At 64.8% G+C, this 25022-nt stretch carries 20 protein-coding genes and 2 tRNA genes; 11 read left to right on the top strand and 11 right to left on the bottom strand.

Features of this window, described 5'->3' with window-relative positions; translation table 11 throughout:
* Positions 1 to 88: 88 nt before the first annotated feature.
* The 5 genes from BLIN9172_RS03890 to guaB1 form a co-directional block, all read right to left on the bottom strand.
* Positions 89 to 164: transfer RNA gene (locus BLIN9172_RS03890), tRNA-Arg, on the bottom strand.
* A 113-nt stretch (positions 165 to 277) separates the two neighbouring features.
* Positions 278 to 1315 (bottom strand): M15 family metallopeptidase, encoded by a 1038-nt coding sequence (locus tag BLIN9172_RS03885; protein ID WP_101553922.1) that lies wholly within the window; start codon positions 1313 to 1315, stop codon positions 278 to 280.
* 418 nt (positions 1316 to 1733) lie between these two features.
* A complete protein-coding gene (locus tag BLIN9172_RS03880) occupies positions 1734 to 2795 on the bottom strand; it encodes a hemolysin family protein (protein ID WP_101553921.1) in 1062 nt (353 codons plus the stop codon).
* Positions 2792 to 4123, bottom strand: a complete 1332-nt coding sequence (locus tag BLIN9172_RS03875; RefSeq protein ID WP_101553920.1) for a hemolysin family protein — start codon at positions 4121 to 4123, stop codon at positions 2792 to 2794. The genes BLIN9172_RS03880 and BLIN9172_RS03875 overlap by 4 nt, the downstream gene beginning before the upstream one ends.
* Before the next feature lie 131 nt (positions 4124 to 4254).
* Positions 4255 to 5712 (bottom strand): GMP reductase, encoded by a 1458-nt coding sequence (gene guaB1 / locus BLIN9172_RS03870; RefSeq protein ID WP_101553919.1) that lies wholly within the window; start codon positions 5710 to 5712, stop codon positions 4255 to 4257.
* A 102-nt stretch (positions 5713 to 5814) separates the two neighbouring features.
* On the opposite strand from guaB1, the gene BLIN9172_RS03865 reads away from it, so the two are divergent.
* The 3 genes from BLIN9172_RS03865 (at position 5815) to BLIN9172_RS18800 (ending at position 10294) form a co-directional block, all read left to right on the top strand.
* Entirely contained in the window at positions 5815 to 9525 is a 3711-nt protein-coding gene (locus tag BLIN9172_RS03865) for a multifunctional oxoglutarate decarboxylase/oxoglutarate dehydrogenase thiamine pyrophosphate-binding subunit/dihydrolipoyllysine-residue succinyltransferase subunit (RefSeq protein WP_101553918.1), read from the top strand.
* Entirely contained in the window at positions 9522 to 10136 is a 615-nt protein-coding gene (locus BLIN9172_RS03860; RefSeq protein ID WP_025776938.1) for a GDSL-type esterase/lipase family protein, read from the top strand. The genes BLIN9172_RS03865 and BLIN9172_RS03860 overlap by 4 nt, the downstream gene beginning before the upstream one ends.
* Positions 10137 to 10219: 83 nt before the next feature.
* Entirely contained in the window at positions 10220 to 10294 is a 75-nt protein-coding gene (locus BLIN9172_RS18800; RefSeq protein ID WP_098731028.1) for a 50S ribosomal protein bL37, read from the top strand.
* Positions 10295 to 10394: 100 nt separating this feature from the next.
* On the opposite strand, the gene rsrA is transcribed toward BLIN9172_RS18800, so the two are convergent.
* Together rsrA and BLIN9172_RS03845 are read right to left on the bottom strand one after the other, a co-directional pair.
* Positions 10395 to 10652 (bottom strand): mycothiol system anti-sigma-R factor, encoded by a 258-nt coding sequence (gene rsrA, locus BLIN9172_RS03850; RefSeq protein WP_025776939.1) that lies wholly within the window; start codon positions 10650 to 10652, stop codon positions 10395 to 10397.
* Entirely contained in the window at positions 10649 to 11257 is a 609-nt protein-coding gene (locus BLIN9172_RS03845) for a sigma-70 family RNA polymerase sigma factor (RefSeq protein ID WP_025776940.1), read from the bottom strand. Before BLIN9172_RS03845 ends, rsrA begins: the two co-directional genes overlap by 4 nt.
* Before the next feature lie 192 nt (positions 11258 to 11449).
* Between BLIN9172_RS03845 and BLIN9172_RS03840 the strand changes: the two genes are divergently transcribed.
* Genes BLIN9172_RS03840 through BLIN9172_RS03820 form a run of 5 tightly spaced genes read left to right on the top strand, consistent with a single transcriptional unit; the run spans position 11450 to position 16448 of the window.
* Positions 11450 to 11947 (top strand): DoxX family protein, encoded by a 498-nt coding sequence (locus BLIN9172_RS03840; RefSeq protein ID WP_025776941.1) that lies wholly within the window; start codon positions 11450 to 11452, stop codon positions 11945 to 11947.
* A gap of 22 nt (positions 11948 to 11969) precedes the next feature.
* The gene (gene aroA / locus BLIN9172_RS03835; RefSeq protein ID WP_101553917.1) at positions 11970 to 13280 is read left to right on the top strand and encodes a 3-phosphoshikimate 1-carboxyvinyltransferase; all 1311 of its coding nucleotides are present in this window, start codon (positions 11970 to 11972) and stop codon (positions 13278 to 13280) included.
* Position 13281: 1 nt separating this feature from the next.
* Positions 13282 to 14385 (top strand): ribosome small subunit-dependent GTPase A, encoded by a 1104-nt coding sequence (gene rsgA, locus BLIN9172_RS03830; RefSeq protein ID WP_101553916.1) that lies wholly within the window; start codon positions 13282 to 13284, stop codon positions 14383 to 14385.
* 9 nt (positions 14386 to 14394) lie between these two features.
* Positions 14395 to 15183 carry an inositol monophosphatase family protein gene (locus tag BLIN9172_RS03825; protein WP_101553915.1) on the top strand — a complete coding sequence of 263 codons (789 nt, stop codon included), beginning with the start codon at positions 14395 to 14397 and terminating at the stop codon, positions 15181 to 15183.
* Entirely contained in the window at positions 15183 to 16448 is a 1266-nt protein-coding gene (locus BLIN9172_RS03820; protein ID WP_101553914.1) for an aminotransferase class I/II-fold pyridoxal phosphate-dependent enzyme, read from the top strand. The genes BLIN9172_RS03825 and BLIN9172_RS03820 overlap by 1 nt, the downstream gene beginning before the upstream one ends.
* Positions 16449 to 16637: 189 nt before the next feature.
* Here the strand turns inward: BLIN9172_RS03820 and BLIN9172_RS03815 are convergent, their stop codons facing one another.
* Complete coding sequence (locus BLIN9172_RS03815; RefSeq protein ID WP_101553913.1) at positions 16638 to 17186, bottom strand: YceI family protein; 549 nt, start codon at positions 17184 to 17186, stop codon at positions 16638 to 16640.
* A 239-nt stretch (positions 17187 to 17425) separates the two neighbouring features.
* On the opposite strand from BLIN9172_RS03815, the gene BLIN9172_RS03810 reads away from it, so the two are divergent.
* Positions 17426 to 17499: transfer RNA gene (locus BLIN9172_RS03810), tRNA-Met, on the top strand.
* 280 nt (positions 17500 to 17779) lie between these two features.
* Here the strand turns inward: BLIN9172_RS03810 and BLIN9172_RS03805 are convergent.
* Both BLIN9172_RS03805 and BLIN9172_RS03800 read right to left on the bottom strand, forming a co-directional pair.
* Complete coding sequence (locus BLIN9172_RS03805; protein ID WP_101553912.1) at positions 17780 to 20800, bottom strand: UPF0182 family membrane protein; 3021 nt, start codon at positions 20798 to 20800, stop codon at positions 17780 to 17782.
* Positions 20800 to 21939 carry a YlbL family protein gene (locus tag BLIN9172_RS03800; RefSeq protein ID WP_101553911.1) on the bottom strand — a complete coding sequence of 380 codons (1140 nt, stop codon included), beginning with the start codon at positions 21937 to 21939 and terminating at the stop codon, positions 20800 to 20802. The genes BLIN9172_RS03805 and BLIN9172_RS03800 overlap by 1 nt, the downstream gene beginning before the upstream one ends.
* A 171-nt stretch (positions 21940 to 22110) precedes the next feature.
* Between BLIN9172_RS03800 and BLIN9172_RS03795 the strand changes: the two genes are divergently transcribed.
* A complete protein-coding gene (locus tag BLIN9172_RS03795) occupies positions 22111 to 23529 on the top strand; it encodes a zinc-dependent metalloprotease (protein ID WP_101553910.1) in 1419 nt (472 codons plus the stop codon).
* Positions 23530 to 24084: an NUDIX hydrolase gene (locus BLIN9172_RS03790; protein WP_101553909.1), complete on the top strand. Its 555-nt coding sequence runs from the start codon at positions 23530 to 23532 to the stop codon at positions 24082 to 24084.
* On the opposite strand, the gene BLIN9172_RS03785 is transcribed toward BLIN9172_RS03790, so the two are convergent.
* Positions 24068 to 24619, bottom strand: a complete 552-nt coding sequence (locus BLIN9172_RS03785) for a M48 metallopeptidase family protein (RefSeq protein ID WP_101553908.1) — start codon at positions 24617 to 24619, stop codon at positions 24068 to 24070. The two genes, BLIN9172_RS03790 and BLIN9172_RS03785, sit on opposite strands and share 17 nt — an antisense overlap.
* Positions 24620 to 25022 lie beyond the last annotated feature (403 nt).

Here is a 25022-nt window from a genome sequence, read left to right as displayed (position 1 = left end):
GACTGCATTGGATCCTGTCTGCACCGCCGACCGTTCGGACCGCGTATGCGCACACCGCCCACCTCAGCGGTTGAGATGGGCGGTGTCGTGGTGCCCGCGACAGGATTCGAACCTACGACCTTCTGCTCCGGAGGCAGACGCTCTATCCACTGAGCTACGCGGGCAACGGAAGCCACTCTATCACCGTTTGGCACCACCCCCCAAAACGACACCGCGTGCAGTCCTGGCAGGACTGCACGCGGTGTCGCGGGGCTGTGATCAGCGGTATCAGTGCAGATCAGGCACCCTTCATGGCCTTGCGGCCGGGAACGTACTCCCAGTGCCAGAGTTCATAGGAATTGCGCTTGGCCCAGTCAGGATTCTCCCACCCGAACTTCTCGGCGTTCGCGACGAGCCACTCGTACTGCTGACCGGTGCCGTTCTGCGTTCCCCCACCGAAGTCGAGCGCCAGCCCCCATCCGTGGTTGGACGTTCCGGGACGGGCTGCGAAGCCGGGCTTGCGTGCGGCGACGGAGACCTGGGCCGACAGCGACCGGTAGGAATCGGTGACCGCGAGGTCTTTGCCGGTGTCCTTCTTGAAGGCAGCGTTCATCTTCGCAAACGATACGGCGGCATCGGAGCGCAGCTTGTGGCTGCCCACACCGATCTCGCACAGCCATTCGTCGGGCAGTTCGCCGTTGCTCGCGTCGCCCTTCGGCGCGGCTTCGTCACAGCCGGGCAGAACGGTCTTCGTGATCGCTCGGGACGCCGCTTCCACCTTCGTCTGCTTGGCGCTCGGGGCGCCGATGGTCATCGCAGTCTTGTCGTCCTCGTCGACCTTGATGTCGGCGGAGACCGATTCGGCGTTGATCGCACGCGGCTGTGATTGCGCGGCAGTGTCATCGACCTTGACTTCCTGGCTGCCGCTCATGTTCCCGGCGACCATCACAGCGGCGATGGCGGTGCCGGTCACCGAGACCGTGGCCAGAGCCGAGAAGGTCGTGACCTGGCGACGGCGGACCGAGCGCAGCAGCGAACCGTCTGAACCGCGCCTGCCGAGCTCAGCTGCGGCCAACGACGACGTATGGCCTGCCGGGGTCAGCGGCAGTGAAGCCTCCTTGGCCATCGCGGCACGGCGCGGAGAACCCGCTGCGGCGCGGGCCTCGGCGGCCATAGCCGCACGACGGGGCGAGAGGGCTGCGGATGCGCTGCTCCGCGCCTGCGATGTCACGGAATACGAAGAGTTGATCGGCGAAACCTGCGAGGAGGCGTTCTGCTTGCGCAGATCACGTCGGCGGACCGGCGGCGCCTCGACGGTCGAGAGCTCACTCGACATAGTGCTCCATACTGTTGGTGAAGATTGTGCGTTGGAGGCCCTCTGCCGGGCACCCGAAAGCTTATGTCACAACACTATAACGACATCGTTACAGAATGTCACCTTCAGTTCATACACAGCGTGTGACCAGGTCATTCGCCGACGATGAGTCATCACGAACGACTACAGGCGGTCTACTCCAGGTGTCCTGAATCACTGTTTCGTCACGAACCGTTACACAGTCGGTCACGAATGGGACTCCGCGCCGACAGAAACGTTCCCGCGAGCACAGACCCTTCGCCACTGCCCGCACGCGCAGCCCCGCGCACCGGCACAGCGCCCGCAGCGGACGCAACGCCGCGACGGCGGCCTCCCCGCAATCAGGAGACCGCCGTCGCGGCGAATGGCTGAGCCCGACTGATCGGCCGATCGGACATGCTCAGCTGCGGAAGTCGAATCGTCCCCGCTGCATCGCATCCTGGACCTCGCCGACGAGCTCTTCGAGCACGTCCTCGAGGAACAGCAGACCGAGCACCTGCGCCTGCGAGTCGATGACGCGGGCGACGTGGATTCCCGCCTTCTGCATCTGTGCCAGAGCCTCCTCGACCTCGTCATCGGCCGTGACCGTGAACAGAGGGCGGAAGCGCTTGCTCTGCACGGGAGAGTCGAAGGCCTCTTCGGTGTCCGCGTAGAGGACGTCCTTGATGTGGAGGTAGTCCTGCGGATATCCGTCGTCACCGACGACGAAGTACCGCGAGTAGCCGGTCTTTCCGACCAGGGTCACGAGCTCGTTCGGGGTCACCTTGTCCGAGATCGTGATGAGCTCGGACATCGGGACCATGATGTCCGAGGCGGTCTTGTCGCTGAATTCGATGGCGCCCTTGAGCAGCCCGGTGTCATCGCTGAGCAGTCCTTCGCGCTTCGACTCGGCCACGATCGATTCGACCTGTTCGATCGTATAGGCCTCGTTGACCTCGTCGCGGGCCTCGATCCTGAACAGGTGCAGGATCCCGTTGGCCAGGCCGTTGAGGGGACGGATGACGAACCCGAAGACCCGCGTCAGGAACACCAGGGGGGTCGCCAGCAGAATCACCGCCTGGCCGGATGCGGCCAGAGCCAGGTTCTTCGGCACCATCTCGCCGATGACCACGTGCAGGTAGGTCACGACTCCCAGTGCCAGGACGAAGGAGATCGTCGATGACAGCCCCGCGGGAATGCCCAGGCCCTCGAGCGGACCGGCGAGCAGATGGTGGATGGCCGGTTCGGCCACGTTGCCCAGAAGCAGGGAGCACACGGTGATTCCGAGCTGGCAGATCGCCAGCATCAGTGACACGTGCTCCATCGCGTAGAGCGCTGTCTTCGCCGCTGCAGAGCCTTCGGCCGCTCGCGGTTCGATCTGTGAGCGTTTGGCCGCGACCACAGCAAATTCGGCGGCGACGAAGAATGAGTTGCCCAGCAGCAGAACGACCAGCCAGACCAGTCCGAACCAATCGGCGCTCATCGGGTCTCACCTCCGGTTTCGAACGCTCCCGTGTCGGCGGCGCGCAGCACCACCCGGAGGCGTTCGATGCGTCGCCCGTGCATCCTTTCGACCACGATTCGCGCATCCTCGGTGCGGACCTCGTCACCCGGTTCGGGAATCCGTCCGAGCTCCTTGAGGACGAACCCGGCCAGAGTCTCGTAGTCCGAGTCCTCCGGGATGGTCACACCGATCGTCGACGAGATCTCATCGGGTCGCAGCTGACCGGGCACGATCCACGAGCCGTCGCGAGCCGGTCGGGCCGCGACGCGCATCCGATCATGCTCGTCGGCGACCTCGCCCACGAGTTCTTCGACGACGTCTTCGAGGGTGACGACTCCGGCAGTGCCGCCGAACTCATCGACGACCACGGCCATCTGCAGGCCCGTCGCCCGCAGCTCCAGGAGCAGCGGATCGAGGCGCTGGGTCTCCGGAATCTCCCGGACTTCGGTCATCAGCCCTCCTGCATAGGCGTCGTCACGGTTGCCCGGGGGCACGGCGAAGGCCTGTTTGACGTGGACGACGCCGACGATGTGGTCTTTGTCCTCGTCGGCCACGGGGAAGCGGGAGAATCCGGTGTCCCGGGCCTGTTCGATGATCTGTCTGGCCGTGGTGTCCTTGTCCACCGTGGACATGCGTGTGCGCGGGGTCATCACGTCTTCGGCGGTCCGCTCGGAGAAGCTCAGCGTCCTCTCCAGCAGGCCCGCCGTCTGCTCGTCGAGCGCGCCTTCTTCAGCGGAGTGACGCACGAGGGAGGTCAGCTCCTCCGGAGAACGGCCCACCGATCCCTCTTCCTGCGGCTCGATGCCCATCGACATGAGGATCTTGTTCGCCGTGCCGTTGAGGACCGCGATGACCGGTTTGAACACGATCGAGAACACGTACTGCATCGGCGCGGCGATGCGGCCGGTCGCCAGAGGCACGGCGATGGCGAGGTTCTTCGGGACGAGCTCTCCGAAGATCATCGATCCCACGGTGGAGACGATGAGGGCGATCGTCAGCGCCAGCGGTACCGCGAATCCGGGGCCGACGCCCCAGGCTTCGAACAGCGGAGCCAGAAGCCTGCCCAGGGACGGTTCCATCAGGTAACCGGTCAACAGGGTGGTGATCGTGATGCCCACCTGCGCCGCCGAGAGCTGCGTGGACAGGTGGGTCATCGAGCGCCGCAGCGTCTTCGCGCCGACGACGCCGTCCTCGACCGCCTGATCGGCCGTATGGCGGTCGAGGGTCAGCAGTGAGAACTCGGCTGCGACGAAGACGCCGGTGCCGAGGATGAGCAGCAGTGCGAGGGCGAGGAGTATCCATTCCATCAGTGACTGTCCCCGCCGTTGACGATCTGCTGAGCAGAGTGGGTGAAGTGAGAGACCCTCGCGGGGTGAGGATCGTCATCTGGGGCGCCGGCTTCCCGCCGGCCGGGACTGTCACTGTGCATGAGGCGATCTTACCAACTTCCCGACACAGGTCGGCCCTCTTCGTATCCGGCGGCGCTCTGGACTCCGACCGCGGCCAGACGCGCGAACTCCCCGAGGTCACCGGCTCCGGCGTAGGTGCAGGAGCTGCGCACGCCCGACGTGATCGCGTCGAGCAGGTCCTCGACTCCCGGAGATTCCGGGTCGATGTACATCGTCGACGAAGAGATGCCCTCTTCGAACAGTCCCTTCCGCGCCCTGGCGAAGGCCGACTCCGTGCGGGTGCGGTTGGCCACGGCGCGTGCCGACGCCATTCCGAAGCTCTCCTTGTACTTCCGACCGTCGCCGTCGACGAGCAGGTCGCCAGGGGATTCGTGGGTGCCGGCGAACCAGGATCCGACCATCACCTGCGAAGCTCCGGCCGCCAGGGCCAGGGCGACGTCTCGGGGGTAGCGGACTCCGCCGTCGGCCCACACATGTGCACCGAGCTCACGAGCCGCCTCGGCGCATTCGAGCACTGCGCTGAACTGCGGACGACCGACGGCGGTCATCATCCGGGTCGTGCACATGGCTCCCGGGCCGACCCCGACCTTGACGATGTCGGCGCCGGCCGCGACGAGGTCACGGACCCCTTCGGCGGTGACGACGTTGCCGGCCACGATCGGGACCCCGAGCTCGGCATCGGCGATCGCCGACAGCGTGTCGAGCATTTTGACCTGATGGCCGTGTGCGGTGTCGACGACGAGGACATCGGCACCGGCTTCGACGAGGGCCGCGGCACGTTCGACCGCAGCGCCGTTGACGCCGATGGCCACGGCGATCTTCAGTCGGCCCTGGTCATCGACGTTGGGCGTATAGATCGACGAGCGCAGCAGCGACTTCGGAGTGAGGCTGCCGAGGACGGTGTTCTCGTCGTCGACGACAGCGGCGAACTCCGCCCGGGACTCCGTCATCGACTCGAAGAGGTTCTCCAGCCGCCCGGAGTCCTCCCAGTCGACTTCGGAGGCGCGGATGACATGGGGTGAGGAGTCCAGCAGATCCGCCACCGAGGTGAAACGGTCGACTCCGCGCAGATCCGCGGCATTGATGATGCCTTCGAGCCTGCCTGCGGAATCGACGACGACGCCGAAGCCGTGCGGACGCTTGGCCAGCACGTGCAGGGCATTGAGGACTGTGTCCTCGGGGGCGAAGCGCAATGCGGATTCGAATATCCGGTCACGGCTCTTCACCCAGGCGATGGTCTCCTGCGCAGCGGTCAGCGGGATGTCCTGCGGCAGCACCGCCAGTCCCCCGCGCCGGGCCATCGTCTCCGCCATCCGTCGACCGGATACAGCGGTCATATTCGCCGCGACGAGCGGTGTGGTCGACCCGGTCGGATCGGTTGTGGTGAGGTCGACTGCGAAGCGCGAAGTCAGGGTCGAGGAATTCGGGACGAGGAACACATCGGAGTAGGTGAGATCGGTGTTCGGGTCATTTGAGATGAAACGCATAACACTATTGTCCCTTAACTGCACATTCGATGGCACATCACGTTAGGCTTGGAGATGTCGTTAAGCAGCAAGTCTTGAATCAGGAAGTAGGCGATCAACGCCGTGTCCGTCAATACTCCTAACCGCACCGTCGAAGACTTCGGGTCGAACGAGTGGCTGGTCGAGGAATTGTATGAGCAGTACAAGTCAGACAAGAATTCGGTCGACCAGTCCTGGTGGCCCTTCTTCGACAAGTACGAGAAGAACGGCGGAGGCGCTCAGTCCGCTGCCGAGCCCGCCGCCAAGCAGGAGGCGAAGCCGGCTGAGAAGAAGACAGAGGCCAAGTCCCCGGCTTCCACCGCAGCGCCGGCGACATCCCGCGGAGTCACCCCGTCCTCGGCCGAGTCCGAGACGCTGAAGGCCGAGACCAAGTCCGTGCCGCAGGTCACTCCGAAGGAGACTGCACCGAAGCCCGCACCCGAAGAGACGATCACTCCCCTGCGCGGACCAGCGAAGCTCATCGCGAAGAACATGGATGAGTCGCTCGAAGTCCCGACCGCCACGTCGGTCCGGGCACTGCCTGCCAAGGCGCTCATCGACAACCGGATCGTCATCAATTCGCACCTCAAGCGGACCCGTGGCGGAAAGGTCTCGTTCACCCACCTCATCGGCTTCGCCGTGATCCGCGCGCTGCAGAACTTCCCCTCGCAGAACGTCTCCTACGATGTCCGCGACGGCAAGCCCGTGATGATCTCCCCTGCTCACATCAACTTCGGCCTCGCCATCGACGTTCCGAAGAAGGACGGGTCTCGCACCCTGCTCGTGCCCAACGTCAAGAAGGCCGAGACGCTGACCTTCCGTCAGTTCGTCGACGCCTACGACGGCCTCGTCGACAAGGCACGCCAGGGCAAGCTCACCGCCGACGACTTCGCCGGCACCACGGTCTCGCTGACCAACCCCGGCGGAATCGGCACCGTCCACTCCGTGCCGCGCCTGACGAAGGGCCAGGGCTGCATCATCGGCGTCGGCGCGCTCGACTATCTCGCCGAATTCCAGGGTGCCAGCCAGCAGACCATCAACTCCCTGGCCGTGTCCAAGGTGCTGACCATGACCTCGACCTACGATCACCGTGTGATCCAGGGCGCCGGATCGGGCGAGTTCCTCAAGCTCGTCCACAGCTACCTGCTGGGCGAAGACGGCTTCTACGACGATGTCTTCGAATCCCTGCGCCTGCCCTACGAGCCGGTCCGCTGGGTTCCCGACGTCTCGGCCGAGGACCAGGACGACGTCAACAAGACCGCACGAGTCATCGAACTCATCGATGCCTACCGCACTCGCGGCCACCTCATGGCCAACATCGATCCCCTGGTCTACCGGCAGCGGTCCCACCCCGACCTCGACATCAATCAGCACGGCCTGACCCTGTGGGATCTCGAACGCGAGTTCCCCACCGGCGGATTCGGCGCGAAGCCGATGATGCCCTTCCGCAGCATCCTCGGACTGCTGCGCGAGAGCTACTGCCGAACCACGGGCTTCGAGTACATGCACATCGCCGACCCGGTCCAGCGTCGCTGGTTCCAGTCGAAGATCGAGGTCCCGCATCAGGAGCTCACCCGGTCGGAGCAGGGCCACATCCTCGGTCGCCTCAATGCCGCTGAGGCCTTCGAGACCTTCCTGCAGACGAAGTACATCGGACAGAAGCGCTTCAGCCTCGAAGGCGGAGAGTCCGCGATCGTCCTGCTCGACGAGATCCTCAACCAGTCCGCCGACACCGGTCTCGACGAGGTCGCCATCGGCATGGCCCACCGCGGTCGCCTCAATGTCCTTACGAACATCGCCGGCAAATCCTATGCGCAGATCTTCCGCGAGTTCGACGGAACCATGTCCCCGGACAGCGTCCAGGGCTCGGGCGATGTGAAGTACCACCTGGGCACCCAGGGTTCGTTCACCTCACCGGCAGGCAACACCACCGGTGTCTACGTCGCAGCCAACCCCAGCCACCTGGAGACCGTCGATCCGATCCTCGAAGGAATCGTCCGCGCCAAGCAGGACCTCGTCGACCAGGGCGAGGCGGGCTTCACCGTCCTGCCGGTCCTCGTCCACGGCGATGCCGCATTCGCCGGCCAGGGCGTGGTCACCGAAACGCTCAACCTCTCCGAGCTGCGCGGCTACCGCACAGGCGGAACGGTCCACGTCATCATCAACAATCAGGTCGGGTTCACCACTCCCCCCGCCTCGGCGCGCTCCTCCTTCTACTGCACGGACGTGGCCAAGTCGATCAACGCCCCGATCTTCCACGTCAACGGCGATGATCCCGAGGCCGTCGTGCGCGCGGCTCGCCTGGCCTTCGAATACCGCCAGGAATTCAACCGCGACGTCGTCATCGACCTCGTGTGCTACCGCCGTCGCGGCCACAACGAGGGCGACGACCCGTCGATGACCCAGCCGACGATGTACTCGCTCATCGAGAAGAAGGGGTCGGTGCGCAAGCTCTACACCGAATCGCTCGTGGGCAGGAAGTGCATCACCGACGAAGAGGCCGCCGAGGCGCTCAAGGACTACCAGTCGAAGCTGGAATCGGCCTTCGCCGAGACCAAGGAAGCCGAGACCGGATCCTACGACGGAGAAGCGTTCAACGCTCCCTACGAGCCGAGCGATATCGAGACCTTCAACGACTCCGAAACAGCCATCAGCCCCGAGATGCTCCAGCGCATCGGTGAGGCCTTCACCGAGATCCCCGAGGGCTTCACGGTCCACAAGAAGCTGCGCGCTCTGCTCGAGAAGCGCAAGGAGATGTCGCTCTCGGGCGGGATCGACTGGGGCTTCGCCGAGCTGCTGGCCTTCGGCTCGCTGCTCATGGACGGCGTCCCGGTGCGCCTGGCCGGCCAGGACTCCCGTCGCGGCACGTTCGTCCAGCGTCACTCCGTGCTCATCGACTCGGTCAACGGAAATGAGTGGACGCCGCTGCAGAACCTCACCGAGGATCAGGCTCGCTTCTGGGTCTACGACTCCCTGCTGAGCGAATATGCGGCCGTCGGCTTCGAATACGGCTACTCCGTCGAACGCAAGGACGCTCTCGTGGCGTGGGAGGCGCAGTTCGGTGACTTCGCACAGGGTGCACAGACCGTCATCGACGAGTTCATCTCCTCCTCCGAGCAGAAGTGGCAGCAGAACTCCGGTGTCGTCATGCTCCTGCCCCACGGCTATGAGGGACAGGGACCTGACCACTCCTCGGGCCGCATCGAGCGTTACCTCCAGCTGTGCGCCGAGAACAATATGACGGTGGCCTGCCCGTCCTCAGGGGCCTCGTACTTCCACCTGCTGCGTCGCCACGCCTCGACGACGAACAAGCGTCCGCTCATCGTCTTCACCCCGAAGTCGATGCTCCGCCTCAAGGCCGCTGCGAACTCGCCGGAGGAATTCACCTCGGGCAGGTTCCAGGCCGTCATCGACGATACGGACGTCGACGCCTCGCAGGTCGAACGCGTCGTCCTCGTCTCCGGCAAGCTCTACTGGGAGCTCAAGGCCAAGCGCGAGAAGGACAACGACCAGAAGATGGCTCTCGTCCGCCTTGAGCAGCTCTACCCGCTCGACGAGGCGGCCATCACCGCTGTGCTCGACCGCTTCCCGGCCGATGCCGAGATCGTCTGGGCCCAGGAGGAGCCGGAGAACCAGGGTGCCTGGCCGTTCATGGCACTGCACCTGCCCGAGCTCCTCGGCGGCCGTGAGGTCAAGGTCATCTCCCGTGCCGCTTCTGCAGCCACCTCGACCGGGCTCAAGCACTTCCACGAGGCTCAGCAGAAGGATCTCGTCGAGCGGATCTTCAGCCGGTGAGCAGCGACATCACCACAACCATCGCCGTGGTCGGAGGCCCGTTGGTCGCCGGCCACGGCGATGGCCGTGGCCTCGGGTGGGTCGGACGAGTGACGGCGAGAACTCTGCCGAGCGTGCCAGAGCTCAAGGTGTATCCGTTGGCGGTGCCGACCGAGGACTCCGCCGGACTCCATGCGCGCACGATCGCCGAGGCGTCTCTGCGATTCACACCCGACGGGGACAACCGTCTGGTATTGGCTCTGAGCTCCGGCGACCTCGACTCGGGTCGATCGGTGGCCAGGGCACGGCTCGACGTGGCCAATATCCTCGACGAGGCCCTGGCCCGGAAGGTCTCGACCTTCGTGCTCGGCCCACCGCCGGAGCACGATGGGGATCGCAATCGACGCATCGCCGAGCTCAACACCAGCTTCTCGGACGTGGCCAAGAGGCGCGGCATCACCTATGTCGACACCTTCACTCCCCTCCTCGGCCATCCCGTATGGCAGCGCGAGGTCGCATCGTCACGGGACCATCTGCCGGCACAGGAAGGCTATGGGCTCCTGGCGTGGCTGGTTCTGCACCGCGGCTGGTTCAACTGGCTGGGGGTCCAGGACGTCCTCGGCGACAGCTGAGCCGGCGCACTGTGTGACCTGGTCCGACTTTGCTCTGCTCGGACGATCATGAGACAATTGAGCGTCTATCAAAGGAGGGCACAATGAGCAAGCGTGGCCGTAAGCGTCGCGATCGCCGCCGTAAGAAAGCCAACCACGGCAAGCGTCCAAACGCATGATTCGCTGATTCGTTCGGTGAATGACGAAGGCGGGAAGAGAATCGAATCTCTTCCCGCCTTCGCTGTTCCCGGAACGCTCCGGCTCTGCTCGAGCCTCGAGTCAGGAGTTCTGCTCCAGTGCGATCCGCTGGCGGATCTTCTCACGCAGTCCCATCGGGGCACGGTCGTGGCTGCATGAACGACGCACAAGCTCCTTCAGCAGCGCTTCGATCTCGTACTCGTCATGACACGACGGGCACTGTTCGAGGTGGATCGAGATCTCACGGATCTCCGTCGTCGTCAGCTCTCCGTCGAGATAGTGGTAGATGCGCATCAGAGACTCGGCCCTGACGCTTTCGCAGCATCCCTCGTTGCTCAATTCGCACCTCCCTCGGGACTCACGAAACCGCGTTCGGCGGCGTAGTCGGCCAGCATCTCCCGCAGCTGTCGGCGCCCGCGGTGGAGTCGCGACATCACTGTGCCGATCGGCGTCTCCATGATCTCGGCGATCTCCTTGTACGGCAGGCCTTCGACATCGGCGTAGTACACGACCATGCGGAAGTCCTCGGGCAGAGCCGAGAGCGCTTCCTTGACATCGGAGTCGGGAAGGTGGTCGAGGGCTTCGAGTTCGGCCGAACGCCCTCCGGACGACGAGTGACTGTTCGCCTGCGCGATCTGCCAGTCCTCGATGTCCTCGCTGCCGTGCTCCTGGGGCTGACGCTGCTTCTTTCGGTAGTTGTTGATGAAGGTGTTCGTCAGGATCCGGTACAGCCACGCCTTGAGATTGGTTCCGGGCTTGTATTGGTGGAAGGCCGCGTACGCCTTCGCATAGGCTTCCTGAACGAGGTCCTCGGCATCTGCCGGGTTGCGGGTCATACGCAGAGCAGCTGCGTAGAGCTGGTTGACATATTCCAGAGCATCCCGCTCGAAACGCTCCGACCTCTCGGCGGCGGTTTCGGGGGCTTCTTTGACTGATTCGGTCATCGCAGTCAATGGTACGCCCGTTCTCTCCAGGACGGCAGTGGCGCTCATAGACTTCTCCTTCTGCCTGTCGACTTCGCGACGGGTCCGCCCGTCGAATGGCTTCACCCCTACAACATCGGGTCGGCGTCCCACTATTCCCACCTCAGCAGTTATGCTTGCCAGTGAGATGACCGCCACGTAGGAAGGACCACTGTGTCTCCCATTCGTCTGATCGCACGGCCCATGCTGGCCGCCGGCTACATCCTCAACGGCGTCGACCGGCTGCGCAAACCGGAAGCGGCTGCCGCATCGGTCGGCCCGCTGCTCAACCAGGCCCGTAAGCGGGCCGATGTCCCGGTCGACGCAGTGACTCTCGCCCGCGCCACCGGTGTTGCTCAGGTCGCAGCCGGTTCGCTGCTGGCCATCGGTCGCTTCCCCCGCCTCAGCGCTTCGATCCTCGTCGGCACCTATCTGCTCGACACCGTCGGCGAGCGTCTGTCTGCCGACAAGACGGCGTCGAAGGAGGAGAAGAAGGCCCGCAACGAACGCACCCTGCTGCGCACCTCGATGCTCGGCGGCGCGCTGCTCGCCGCTGTCGACACCGCCGGTCGCCCCGGCCTGTGGTGGCGCACCCAGCACGCGGCCGAAGACCTGTGGTCGAGCGTCGAAGACACCTCGAAACAGGCCCTGAACGCGCTCGGAGTTGACTGACATCTCCACACACACTCCCCCGGTGACCGGCGATTGGCAGCCGCCGGTCGCCGGTTCCGCCGTCTCCGCCGCTGTCGCCGTTCCCGGTTCCAAGTCCCTGACCAACCGCTATCTCATCCTCGCGGCCCTGGCCCGTTCGAGCTCCGACCTGACAGGATGGCTGCGCAGCCGGGACACTCTGCTCATGATCGAGGCTCTGCGCCGCCTCGGTGCCGTGATCGACGACAACGGTGATGAGCTCCACGTCGAGCCGCTCCCCTTCGCCGGTTCGGATGCGCCCGCGCACGATGCCGGGCCGGATTCTCCGATCACCATCGACTGCGGTCTCGCCGGAACCGTCATGCGCTTCATCCCGCCGCTCGCGGCGCTGACCGGACGTGACATCGTCCTCGACGGTGACGAACAGGCCCGGGCGCGGCCGATGTCAGTGACGATCGACTCGCTGCGGGAACTCGGCGCTTCGATCACCTCGGCGAACGGCACCCTGCCGATGACGATCCATGCCGATTCGCAGCTGCGCGGCGGCCACATCGGCATCGATGCCAGCGCTTCGAGCCAATTCGTCTCCGGCCTGCTGCTCGCCGCTCCAGTCATGCCCCTGGGCCTCGAACTGACCAACACTGCTGACTCAGTGCCCAGTCGCACGCATGTGGACATGACGATCGAAGTCCTCCGCGATGCCGGCGTCGACATCAGCGAACCCGAGCCCGAACGCTGGATCGTCGAACCCGGATTGCCGCGCGGGCTCGACGTCCAGGTCGAGCCCGACCTCTCCAACGCCGCCGCCTTCGCCGCCGCAGCCGTCGCCACCGGCGGTTCCGTGACCATCGCGAAATGGCCCGCACATACGACGCAGGCCGGAGACGGCTTCCGCGAAATCGCCGAGGCCTTCAGTGCGACGGTCCGTCTCGACCGAGACGGACTGCATGTGCAGGGTCCGGAGACTCTCACCGCCGTCGATCTCGACCTGTCCGCGGTCGGCGAGCTCACCCCGGTGGTCTCGGCCCTCGCGGCGCTGGCGGAAGGCACTTCGCGGCTGCGCGGGATCGGACACCTGCGCGGGCACGAGACCGATCGCCTGGCCGCGCTGACTCGGGAGTACGGTGCCATCGGCGTCGACGTCGTCGAGCATGCCGATTCGCTGACGATCACCGGCGCCAGACAGCTGCGCCCAGCACTGTGGCACACCTACCACGACCACCGCATGGTCATGGCCGGCGCCGTCCTCGCCCTGCGCAACGACGGGATGGTCATCGAGAACGCCGGCACCGTGGCAAAGACCCTGCCGGCCTTCACCCAGCTGTGGGAAGCCATGCTCACACCCGGAGCCTGAGATGGCGAAGATCTTCCGCGACGAGGACTATCGTCCCCGACCGAACCGACGTGGCTCACGCCCCCGGACGAAGAACCGTCCTGATCACAAGGATGCAGTCTCCGGTCTGGTCACTGGCGTCGATCGGGGCAGGTACCGCGTCATCCTCGCCGACGACGATGGGAACTTCCCTTCGGCTTCCCCGTCCCGGAAGAAGGGGAAGCGGTCTCGGCGGGCCGCCTCGGTGACGGCAGTGCGAGCCTCTCACCTGCGCAAGCACGCGATCGTTCCCGGCGACATCGTCCGCCTCGTCGGTGACACGTCGGGAACCGAGGGGACTCTGGCCAGGCTGGTGGAGGTCACCGAGCGGCAGACCCTGCTGCGCCGCAGCGCCGATGACACCGACCCGACCGAGCGCGTCCTCGTGGCCAACGTCGATGTCATGGGCATCGTCACGGCCACGGTGGATCCCGAACCTTCGTTCGGTCTCATCGACCGGGCCCTTGTCGCGGCCTTCGACGCGGGCATCACTCCCCTGCTCATCGTCACGAAGACCGACCTGCACCCGGCCACGGAACTGAGGCAGCGATTCTCCGCCGCTGGGGTCGACATCGTCGAATCCTCCATCGACCCCGATGCCGATGCGGCCGTGGCTCGGTCGACCGAGGACGATTCGGCTCTCGACGAAGCCGATCCCCACGCCGAGGTAGCCGAACACCTCCGCGGACGCATCAGCGTCCTCGTCGGCCATTCCGGGGTGGGCAAGTCCACCCTGACCAACATCCTCGTGCCCGCCGCCGACCGGGCGACGGGACATGTCAATGACGTCACCGGACGCGGACGTCACACCTCGTCGTCGGCCGTGTGCCTGCCGTTGGAACGCGGCGGATGGCTCATCGACACCCCCGGAGTGCGCAGCTTCGGACTGGCCCATGTCGACCGGGAAACACTGCTCTCCGCGTTCCCGGAACTCGTCGACGCCACCGCCGAATGCCCCCGTGGCTGCACTCACCTCGCCGACTCCCCCGGCTGCCGACTCGATGACTGGGTGGCCGACGGCAAGGCCGGTCCTGGAGGAGTCTCACGACTGGAGTCCCTGCGCCGGCTGCTGCCCTCGACTGGATAGGCTGGAGGCATGAACGACCTCGACCTGGCGATCGAACTCGCCGATCTCGCCGATGCCATCAGCCACCCGCACTTCCGGGCACAGGACTTCGCCGTCGAAACCAAACCCGACCTGACTCCGGTCACAGAGTGCGACCGTGCGGTGGAGAAGGCGATCATGGATCGCCTCGCCGAAGTTCGACCCGATGACAGTGTGCTCGGTGAGGAATTCGGGGCGCACGGGAGCTCTTCACGACGGTGGATCATCGATCCCATCGACGGAACGAAGAACTTCGTGCGCGGAGTGCCCGTGTGGGCCACGCTCATCTCGCTCTACGACGACCGTCCGCTGCTGGGAGTGGTCTCGGCTCCCGCACTCGGACGCCGGTGGTGGGCGGAGTCGGGTCTGGGCGCCTATGCGACCGAGCTCGGGTCCGCGGCCGAACGCATCAGCGTGTCATCGGTCGACGCACTCGACGATGCATCCCTGTCGTATTCGTCGCTGTCGGGGTGGAAAGAGCTGGGAATCCTCGATGAGTTCCTCGGCCTCTGCGATTCGCTGTGGCGCACTCGCGGATACGGCGACTTCTACTCCTATATGCTGCTGGCCGAGGGCGCGGTCGACCTCGCCTGCGAGCCGGAACTCGCGCTCTACGATATGGGCGCGCTCGTTCCAATCGTGCTCGAGGCCGGAGGCACCTTCACGAACACGGCCGGCGTGCCAGGTCCTTTCGGAGGCAATGCCGTGGCGAGCAATTCGCGTCTCCACGAAGCGGCCCTCGACCGGCTCGGGCGTGTCGCCCCGGCTCAGGTGTCGTGATGCCGGACATCATGAGGGCCCCGCTGTGGCATTCGATGGCCGAATCCGCGGGTCTGACGAATCCTGACGGGTCGATCGGTGAGACCATCTACGGCCAGATGACGAAGTTCGCCGCCGAGGTCGGAGCCGTCAACCTCGGCCAGGGCGCTCCGGGCACGGAGCCTCCGGAGGCGCTCATCGCCGCCACCGCCGAGGCGATGCGCGCAGGATTCAATCAGTACGCCCCTGGTCAGGGCTTCCCGCAGCTGCTCGAGGCGGTGGCCGCTCAGCGCGGTCGTGATTTCGGTCAGCGGGTCGATCCTGACGAGGTGCTCTACACGGCGGGTGCCACGGAGGGCCTGACAGCTGCGATCCTCGCGTTGCTGCCGCGGGGCGGCTCCCTCGTCGCCTTCGAACCGTTCTACGATTCCTATCCGGCGGCGATCGCCGCTGCCGGCGGAACGCTGCACACGGTACCGATCCTGCCCGATGACCATGGCGGATTCGCCCCGGATTGGGATGTCTTCGATTCCGTCATCGCTGAGGTCGCCCCTGAGATCATCCTCGTCAACACTCCGCACAATCCCACGGGGTTCATCTTCTCTGCCGCAGATCTCGTCCGGATCGGTCGAGCAGCCGAGGCGGTCGATGCCTGGGTGGTCTCCGATGAGGTCTACGAGCAGCTCGTGCTCACCGATCAGGGGCATGTTCCCCCGGCCGTGGCGATCGAGGATTCTGCACGGGTCGTCACGGTCTCCTCGGCGGGCAAATCCTGGAACACCACGGGGTGGAAGATCGGTTGGGTCATCGCCTCGCCCGAGGTGCGTCAGGCCATACAGACGGTCAAGCAGTTCCTGTCGTTCACGGCCGGCGGCCCGATGCAGATCGGAATGGCCGATATGCTGGCCGACGATTCGCCGTTCGTCGCCGAGAACCGAGCTTCGCTGCGGGCACGCGCCGAGGTTCTGGTCTCCGCCTGTCGCACGGTGCCGGGCGCTGAAGTGTCCACTCCGCGCGCCGGCTATTTCACAGTGGTGGACTTCTCTGCGCTGACGGACCTCGATGCGTTCGAGCTCAACGATCTGCTGGCCAGGGAATTCTCCTTGGTCGGGATTCCCGTACCGGCTCTGTGCAGGCCGGGGAGCCCGGCCTATGAGGCCTATCGATCATCGATCCGGTATTCCTTCTGCAAGTCCGTCGCAGACGTCGACAAGGGCGCACAGCTGTTCATCGCCCTCGGCGGGCATCTGCGGGAGCACCCGGAGGCTCTGCGGCAGAGACGATGAGCATCCATCGGACTCAAGCCGAGTGAGTACTCCCCGAGCGGGAACGTGCAGACATCATTGAGCCGAGAGACGCCGGAAGGGGCGAACCGCCGATGCGGTTCGCCCCTTCCGTATCGGGCAGCGACGCTGCCCGCTGAGTCTGGCTCCGTGTCGGCGCATGCGCCGATCAGCAGCTCGGCTCAGAGCAGATCAGGCCTTGACGAGCTCGAGCTCGAGTTCGATCTTGATCTTGTCGGAGACGAGGAGCTCGCCGCCGCCGAGGACAGCCTCGAAGGACATGCCGAAGTCCTTGCGGTTGACGGTGGCGGTGGCCGAGAGACCGGCGACCTGGTTGCCGTTCGGGTCGGTCGCGACGCCGGCGAACTCGGTGGCGAAGGCGACTTCCTTGGTCACGCCGCGCATCGTCAGCTCACCGACGGTCTCGAACTCATCAGCGGCGTCGGCCTTGATGGCGGTCGACGTGAAGCTCAGCTTCGGGTGTTCTTCGGCCAGGAAGAAGTCGCCGCTCTTGAGGTGACCGTCGCGCTGTTCGTTGCGGGTGTTGATCGAGTCCGCGGAGGCTTCGGCGGAGACGATGCTGTCTTCGAGGGTCTCCCCGACGTTCACGCTGCCGGCGATCTCTTCGAAGTGGCCGCGCACCTTCGACACGCCTGCGTGGCGAGCCGTGAAGGTGAACTCCGAGTGGATGGGGTCGATGTTCCAGGTTCCGGCGGTGAGTCCCTGAGGCAGAGCAGTCATGATTTCTCCTTTTGGTTGAAATTTGAAGTACAAGAATGACTATAGTTCACCTTTCAATCACATGCAAGACCCGCGCGCTTCCCGTCGGGAAGTACTGCCATACTGCCCCAGGCCCCGCAGATGAAGCGCCGGCATGCAGCCTGAGACCCTGCAGGTGAACGGCAAGTGACCATGTGGCGGAGGTCACCTGTATTCGGTTTGGCCGCCAGGTGACCCCTCGTGTAGAGTTAAGAACACGCCGCGGGGTGGAGCAGTTCGGTAGCTCGCCGGGCTCATAACCCGGAGGTCGGGGGTTCAAATCCCTCCCCCGCCACGACAGCGGCAGAACCCCCAGTCAGTTTTCTGGCTGGGGGTTCTTCTCATTCACCGCACGCGTGCCCCGACTCCTCGCCGACCGCTCGCCCCAGCGTCGACCGCGCGCCGCATAACTCGGCACAGCGACGGCAGCTCGAGCGCTCGGCGATTCGGCAGTCGGCCCCAGCCAATTCTGCTTGTGTGAGAACGACGAATGCCCTTGGGAGTTCCCAAGGGCATTCGTCGCGGGCGGCTCGAACCGGTTCAGCGTCAGGAAGCCGAACCGGTTCTGCTCAGGGTCAGTTGCCCGAGTCACCGCCTTCGTCAGCCGGCTCCGAGGCGGGAGCGGAGGATTCCCCGTCCGCTGCGTCCTCGGCCAGCGAGGGATCAGCGGCCACAGCGTCCTCGATCGCGCTCTTCAGACGCTCCTGGGCCTTTCCGTACTCCTCGAAGTCACCGTCCTTCAGAGCGGCATCGGAGTCTTCCATGGCCTGCTTCGCCTCCTGCAGTGCATCGTTGAGTGCCTTGTCCGGAGAACCGGAGCTCGAATCCGCACCCTCGCCGCCGGAGGTGGATCCGGATTCGCCGTCTCCGCTGTCCTCGGTGCCGGCATCGCCTGCCGTGGCACCGGAGTCTCCCCCGAACACCTGGTCGAGCGCTTCGTCGAGAGTCGGAGCGAATCCGATGTCCTCGCCGAAGGCCACGAGCACGTGCTGCAGCAGCGGATACGAGGTCTCGCCGGCAGACCGGACGTAGACCGGCTGGACATAGAGCAGACCGCCGCCGATCGGCAGAGTCAGCAGGTTGCCGTTCTCGACTTCGGACTCACCCTGACGCAGCAGGTTGAGACTGCGCTGCACATCCGGCGCGGTGTTGAAGTTGTTCTGCGCCTGGCCCGGTCCGGGCACTGTCGTGTTGCGCGGCAGCTGCAGCAGTCGCAGCTTGCCATAGCCTTCGGCAGTCTCACCCTTCTTGTTTCCGGCATCGGCATCGGCCGAGAGGAAGCCGGTGAGGTTGTTCCGCGACTGCCCCTCGGACGACCGAGCGGGAATGTACGAGCTCGTCAGCGAGAACGACGGCGACTCCTGGCCCGGCATCTGCAGGGTCATGTAGAACGGCGGCTGCGTCAGTCCGCTGCTCGCCTTCGTCGTCGGATCCGTCGGCAGCGTCCAGAAGTCCTGACCGGAGTAGAACTCACTGGCGGAAGTGACGTGGTACTTCGCGAGCAGATCGCGCTGGACCTTGAACATGTCCTCCGGATAGCGGACGTGGCTCATCAGATCACCGGACATCTCCGAGGAGGACTTGATGAGTCCGGGGAACACCTTCATCCAGGTCTTGAGAACCGGATCGACCTTGTCCCACTGGTACATGTCGACGGAACCGTCGTAGGCATCGACGGTGATCTTCACCGAGTTCCTGATGTAGTTGACCTCGTCATCCGGCAGAGTCGCCACCGAATTCGGGGCCGAGGCCGTGGTCGAATCCTCGGTGGCCTGCTGGAGCGGCTGCGGTGTCGAATAGGGGTAGTCCTCGGCAGTGGTGTAGCCATCGAGGATCCACTTGATCTTCCCGTCCACGACGGCCGGGTACGGATCGCCGTCGACCTTGAGGAAGGGAGCGAGCTTCTCCACGCGCTCACGCGGGTGACGATCGTAGAGGATCTGAGAGTCCTCGTTGAGAGCGTCCGAGAGAAGGATCTGCTCGTCCTGGAACTTCAGAGCGTAGGCGAGACGGTTGAACACATTGCCCACCGACGGTCCGCCGTCTCCGGCGAACGTGTTGTTCACCTGGCCGGAGCCGCTCTTCTCATCGGAGGGATAGTCGAGCTCACGTGGGGTCGCTCCCTCCGGCGCACCGACGATCGAGTAGTCCGGCGATGACTCGCCGAAGTACACACGCGGCTCGTATTCGGGGAAGTCGCCCTTCGGCGGGATGTCCGATTCCATGAACAGCGGTTCGCCGTCCGGGTTGCGCTGGTTGCCGTTGGCCGCGACCACTCCGAAACCGTGGGTGTAGACGATGGCCCGGTTGAACCAGCTCTGGTTGTTCACCGAGCTCGGAGCCAGCTCACGCACGGAGATGACGGTATCTCGCTTCTCTCCGTCGATGTCGTAGCGGTCGACATCGAGCTTCTGCGGGAACGAATAGTACGGGCGCACCTGCTGCAGCTGGCGGAAGGTGTCGGAGACGAGATTCGGGTCCAGCAGACGGATCGAAGCCGCGGTCTCGGCGTCCTTGCGCAGGTCCCCCTTCTTGCCGCTGGTGCTCGGCGAGTACGGTGTCACATCGATGTCATCGAAGTCGAACGCTTCACGAGTGGCATCGATGTTGTGCTGGATGTACTCCGACTCTTTGCTCTGCTGTGAGGGGTTGACCTGGAACTGCTGGAGCAGCGCCGGGTAGGCGATGATCGAGACGCCGCCGAGCACGATGAGAGTGAGCGTGGCGATGATCGAGATCCGCCAGTTTCCCTTCCACGCGGTGTAGACGAACAGCAGTGCCACCAGGACGGCCGCGATGGCGACGATCGCCATCGCCGGCAGGGCGGCATGGTCGTCGACGTAGGTGACGCCGGGGACGATTCCGCCGGCAGCGGTCATCCTGTCGTAGCGGGACAGCCACAGCCGACCGGCCTGAACGATGATGAGGACGGCCACGGTGATGCCCAGCTGCCACTGAGCAGCCTTCGTCAGGATGACGCCCTTCTGCTCCCCGGGACGGATTCCGCCGAAGAGGTAGTGGGCGACGAGTGCCGCGATGAGGGCCATGAGCAGAGCCATGCCCAGCTGATTGCCGATGAGTCGCAGCCCGGGCAGGACGAAGACGAAGAACGACTTGTCGAGGCCGAACTGAGCATCCTTCGAACCGAATGACGTCGAGTTGATCCATTCGAGGACCGTGTTCCAGTTCGCCGAGGCGGTGATGCCAGCGAGAACGCCGATGACCGCGGGAATCGCGAGCGTCGCAACCCGACGCAGCGGTTCGATGGCCTCGCGATAACGGTCGAGGTTCTCCTGTCGCGGAGTCGTCGGCGCATAGACGGGACGATGCCGGTAGGCCAAGTGCAGGCTGAGCCAGACCGGAACTGCCATGAGGATGAAACCGCCGAGGAACGTCAGCCCGCGGGTGAGCCACATGGTGCGGAAGACCTCCGCAGCGTCGATCTGGCGGAACCACAGCACCTCGGTGTAGACCTGGGTGAAGGCGATGAAGGCGATCAGCAGGATCGCCACAGACACGAGGGTGAGCAGCAGCGGCGAACGTCTTGGCCGATTCGCCGGCATGCGTGCGGAGGTGGGTGAGGACGAGGTGCTCACTACTGCCCTTTCTCATTGTTGTCGGCACCGTCGGCGGGACACTTCGGCAGATCCGAAGTGTTGCCGGCGGCGTACTGCTCCACGGTGGTCTGCGCGTCATCGAGCGTGTCGATGCGCGCCACCGTGATCTTGGATTGGTCTGCGGCGGCCATGACCTCCGCACAGTTGTCGGCCGGTGAGAGGAACAGCGTCGCCCCCTTCGCGGTGGCCGCGGACACCTTCTGCCGAGCACCGCCGATCGGCCCGACCGCGCCGTCGGGGGTGATCTCCCCGGTGCCGGCCACATGCTTGCCGCCGGTCATCGCACCGGGGGTGAGCTCATCGATGATGGCCAGAGCGAACATCGTTCCGGCGGAGGGCCCTCCGACTCCGTCGACATTGAATTTCACGTCGACGGGGAACTCGAAGTCCTGCTTCATCGTGATGCCGATCGCCTTGCGGTCGTCGACCGTTCCGGGAGTCAGACTGATCGTCTTCGTCTTCCCGTCGCGTTCGATGCCGAGCTCGACGGAGTCGGACTCCTGCACGGTCCTGCTCATGATCTGCGCAGCTTCGGGGTCGGAGTCCAGCTTCTTTCCGTTGACCGATATGAGTCGGTCTCCCTTGCGCAGCTTGCCCTGCGCCGGAGCATCGGCGACGACCTCATCGACCGACAGATGCACGGTATACGCCTTGCCCATCTGCTCCATAGCGGCTGCGACAGCGACGTCTTGGCTCGAGGACATCTCGACCGCATTCGATTCGGTCACGTCCTCACGCGTGGTGTCCAGCGGGTAATACGCCTCCGTGGGCACCACGGTCTGGTCGCCGCTGATGAGTGCGCCGAGCGCCTGAGAGGCAAAGACGTCACGACCGGGACCGCCGCTGACGGCGACCGTGAGCATGTCGATGCGACCTGCCGTCGGATAGGTCTCGGCTCCCGAGACGCTGATCATCGGATCGCCCTGGTAGTCGCCGAGGGTGTTGAAAACCGGCCCCGGCAGCTGAAGCATATACGGAACCGGAAGGAGCACGGCCAGCGCGATGAAGACGTAGGTCAGGACGCCCGAAGTCGTGGCCAGACGTGGGGTCCGTCGTCGTCTGGTGCCGCGTGTCGGTTCCGGTGACGCCGGCACGGCCCGAGGGGCGTTCTCTGTCATGTAGTCCTTTCGCTGCACCGCCCCACCAGTCTAGTTGAAACCTCAGCATGAGTTTCACAGACTCCTTTCGCCCGGTGCGAACATCCTGCGAAACCTCCCGGAATTGGGAAGCTTCGCACATTCGGAACCGTTAACGTTGATGTCAAACCGATTCTTAGGGGCTGTAGAACAATGACCGATGACAACAACAACGAGCAGAATCCGTTCGAGCAGATCTTCGGAATGCTCTTCGGCGCCAATGGTCCCGGATCCGGTCAGGGAGACGACAAGAACAGCTCGGGCATGCCGCAGGGCTTCTCGATCGATCCGGCGATGATGTCCACGATCATGAGTCAGATGCAGGGACTCTTCGGGCAGGGTGCCGATCCGCAGGCCCAGGCTGTCTCGATCGCCGAGAAGGCCGTGCCGACCCCCGATCCCTCGATATCCGAAGAAGCCGAGCGGGCGACGACCGATGCGTTCCGTCTGGCTGAACTCTGGCTCGCCGAGGCGACCGACTTCTCCGTCGCCAATCGCTCGGCCCGTCCCCTGCGCCGGGCCGATTGGGTCAAGGAGACGATGCCCGGCTGGCAGAAGTTCGTGCTGCCCATCAAGGAGAACATGTCCTCGGCCCTGACCGATACGCTCGAGTCCCAGGTTCCGGCCGAGATGAAGGGCATCCTTGCGGGTGCTTCGTCGATGTTCGGATCGATGAGCGATTCGATGTTCGCCATGCAGATCGGTCAGGCTGTCGGAGCGCTGTCCGAAAGCGTGCTGACCGGCACCGAGGTGGGACTGCCGCTGCTCCCTCACGACACCGCTGTGGTCATCGAGAAGAACGTCGAGACGTTCGCTTCCGAGATCGACGTCGATGCCTCCGAGGTCCGCATCTACCTTGCGGCTCAGGAGCTCGCCCACCTCGCGCTGTTCGAGCGTGCCCCGTGGCTGAGCGCCCAGGTAGAGACTGCCCTGACCCGCTATGCCCAGGGTCTGAAGGTCGACACATCGCAGATCGAAGACATGGCGTCGAACATCGACCCGTCGAACATCTCCGATCTCAGCGACAATATCCGTCAGGGACTGTTCAACCCGCCGACGACCGATGACCAGAAGAAGGCGCTGACGTCATTGGAGAATCTCCTCGCCGTCATCGCCGGCTGGGTCGACGTCGTCGTCTATGAGGCCTGCAGGCATCTGCCCGGTCGCGATCAGATCCGCGAGGCTCTGCGCCGTCGCCGGGCGACCGCGGGGCCGGCGGAGAAGACGTTCTCAACCCTTGTGGGTCTCGAGTTCAACCCCCGTCGCCTCCGCGATGCTGCCGCGCTCTTCGCGTACCTCGAAACGCAGGGCGGCGCCGAGGCCCGCGACCGCGTGTTCTCCCATCCGGACCTGCTGCCGACCACACAGGATCTCGATGACCCCCTCGGATACTCCGAGCGTCGGCATGCCGAATGGACCAACGAGTCGAGCATCGATGAGGCCCTGTCCCGGATCCTCGCCGAAGGTCTCGACGGAGCCGGCGGCAGCGACGCCCAGGCGGCCGAGGGGTCCGAGGACTCGGATTCCGATGGTTCCGAGTCGCCCGACGATGATGATCCCGACGGCCGCTGAATGATCGACCTCGGCACCGCCCGGCAGGAGGTCGAGAGCGGACCTCGGAATTCGTTCTCCGCGGCCTTCGCAGAGCTCTTCGACCGGCAGGGCTCCGCGTCCCTGCACCGTTCCGGCGGTGAGCACCACGTCACCGCCAGCTGTCTCGTGATCGATCCGGCCGCCGAAGCGGTCCTGCTCAACCACCACCGGAAGACCGGGCTGTGGGGGCAGTTCGGCGGCCATCTCGAGTCCGACGATGTCTCACTCCGTGGCGCCGCGCGCCGAGAGGCTGAAGAGGAAAGCGGTCTGCGGCCGCTTGCCCGCATCACAGCGGCCCCGATCGATCTGCATGTCCACGACCTGTCGGCCGCGTTCGGGACCTGCACCCGTCATTTCGACGTCGTCTTCGCCGCGCAGGCATCGACTGATGATTCGCCACATGTGTCGGATGAGTCCTTCGATGTCGCGTGGTTCCGGCTCGACCGGCTGCCCGAGAACCTCATGCCCGATCTGCCGAACCGGCTGCCCGGCCTCTTCCGCTCCGCCGCGACGGCGCTCATCTCTCGCGGCTGAATCGCTCCCCGTCGCTGAAGCCCTCGAGGTAGAGTCTCGCATCCGACTGTCTGGGATGACGATCTGCCAGCTCATGGAATTCCTTCGAATGCGGGCCGATCTGCAGGTGGACGAGCTCATGGACCACCACGGTCTCCAATACCCAGCGGGGCACGGCCTGCAGTCGATGCGAAACGCGGATGTCCCCCGTCGAAGTCGTCGTGGACGCCCATCGGCTCACATTCTGATTTCTCACCCAGCGGATCGACGCCGGCCTCAACCGGCCGCCGAAATAGCGTCGACTCATCTCATCAGCCAGGTCGACGAGGTCGGCATCCGACGAATGGTCCCGAGCGGAGAGCCGATTGAACAGGTCCGTCAGCGACCGGATGTTGTGCTCGACGCTGTAGCGCACGGGAGTGCGCAGCACGTAGGTCTCGATCTCCTTCGAGACGGCAACGGTCTTCTTCCGCCGCGCCGACCGGCGCACTTCGATCTCGCCCCGGGCGATCGCCCGCAGCACCTCTTCTTCGGTCCACCGCTGTGCTCTGCTCACCGGACCATCATAGGAAACGGCGCTGACACGGTGACACCGCCATTGGAATGGCTCTCAACACGGACGGGCTTCCGGGCCTCTAGTTTGTGAGTTTCCTGAGTCTGTCGGAACTTTGCGGTCGAATCCCCCGTCCACAGCCGCCTCGGCGATCACCGTCCCCGCAGGGCGGGACCTGATCAGATCCGGAAGCACGGTTTTCAACAGCCCATCGACATTCAAGGCGCCTTTCCTCCACAGACCGCGCGGCGATTCCCACAGGTTATCCACAAGCTGTTGACGTGTCTGTGCATGACGATGCATTGACGCGGCGGCGTTTGCGGAATAAGTTCTATGCTTGACCCCGGAAAACCCGAGGATGCGTGCGGAAGGGGAAGCCGCACGAGTCCTCGCGAGCGCCTGGGGC

The sequence above is a fragment of the Brevibacterium linens ATCC 9172 genome (assembly GCF_900169165.1).
GTDB classification, from domain to species: Bacteria; Actinomycetota; Actinomycetes; order Actinomycetales; family Brevibacteriaceae; genus Brevibacterium; species Brevibacterium linens.
The sequence above is the reverse complement of the archived record's forward strand: the minus strand, read 5'-3'. Positions and strand labels throughout refer to the sequence as shown.

Coding starts and splice junctions, on each gene's coding strand:
- BLIN9172_RS03885 (WP_101553922.1), bottom strand. CDS start 1,315: ATGTCGAGTGAGCTCTCGACCGTCGAGGCGCCGCCGGTCCGCCGACGT.
- BLIN9172_RS03880 (WP_101553921.1), bottom strand. CDS start 2,795: ATGAGCGCCGATTGGTTCGGACTGGTCTGGCTGGTCGTTCTGCTGCTG.
- BLIN9172_RS03875 (WP_101553920.1), bottom strand. CDS start 4,123: ATGGAATGGATACTCCTCGCCCTCGCACTGCTGCTCATCCTCGGCACC.
- guaB1 (WP_101553919.1), bottom strand. CDS start 5,712: ATGCGTTTCATCTCAAATGACCCGAACACCGATCTCACCTACTCCGAT.
- BLIN9172_RS03845 (WP_025776940.1), bottom strand. CDS start 11,257: ATGACCGAATCAGTCAAAGAAGCCCCCGAAACCGCCGCCGAGAGGTCG.
- rsgA (WP_101553916.1), top strand. CDS start 13,282: ATGGCGAAGATCTTCCGCGACGAGGACTATCGTCCCCGACCGAACCGA.
- BLIN9172_RS03825 (WP_101553915.1), top strand. CDS start 14,395: ATGAACGACCTCGACCTGGCGATCGAACTCGCCGATCTCGCCGATGCC.
- BLIN9172_RS03820 (WP_101553914.1), top strand. CDS start 15,183: ATGCCGGACATCATGAGGGCCCCGCTGTGGCATTCGATGGCCGAATCC.
- BLIN9172_RS03815 (WP_101553913.1), bottom strand. CDS start 17,186: ATGACTGCTCTGCCTCAGGGACTCACCGCCGGAACCTGGAACATCGAC.
- BLIN9172_RS03800 (WP_101553911.1), bottom strand. CDS start 21,939: ATGACAGAGAACGCCCCTCGGGCCGTGCCGGCGTCACCGGAACCGACA.
- BLIN9172_RS03795 (WP_101553910.1), top strand. CDS start 22,111: ATGACCGATGACAACAACAACGAGCAGAATCCGTTCGAGCAGATCTTC.
- BLIN9172_RS03790 (WP_101553909.1), top strand. CDS start 23,530: ATGATCGACCTCGGCACCGCCCGGCAGGAGGTCGAGAGCGGACCTCGG.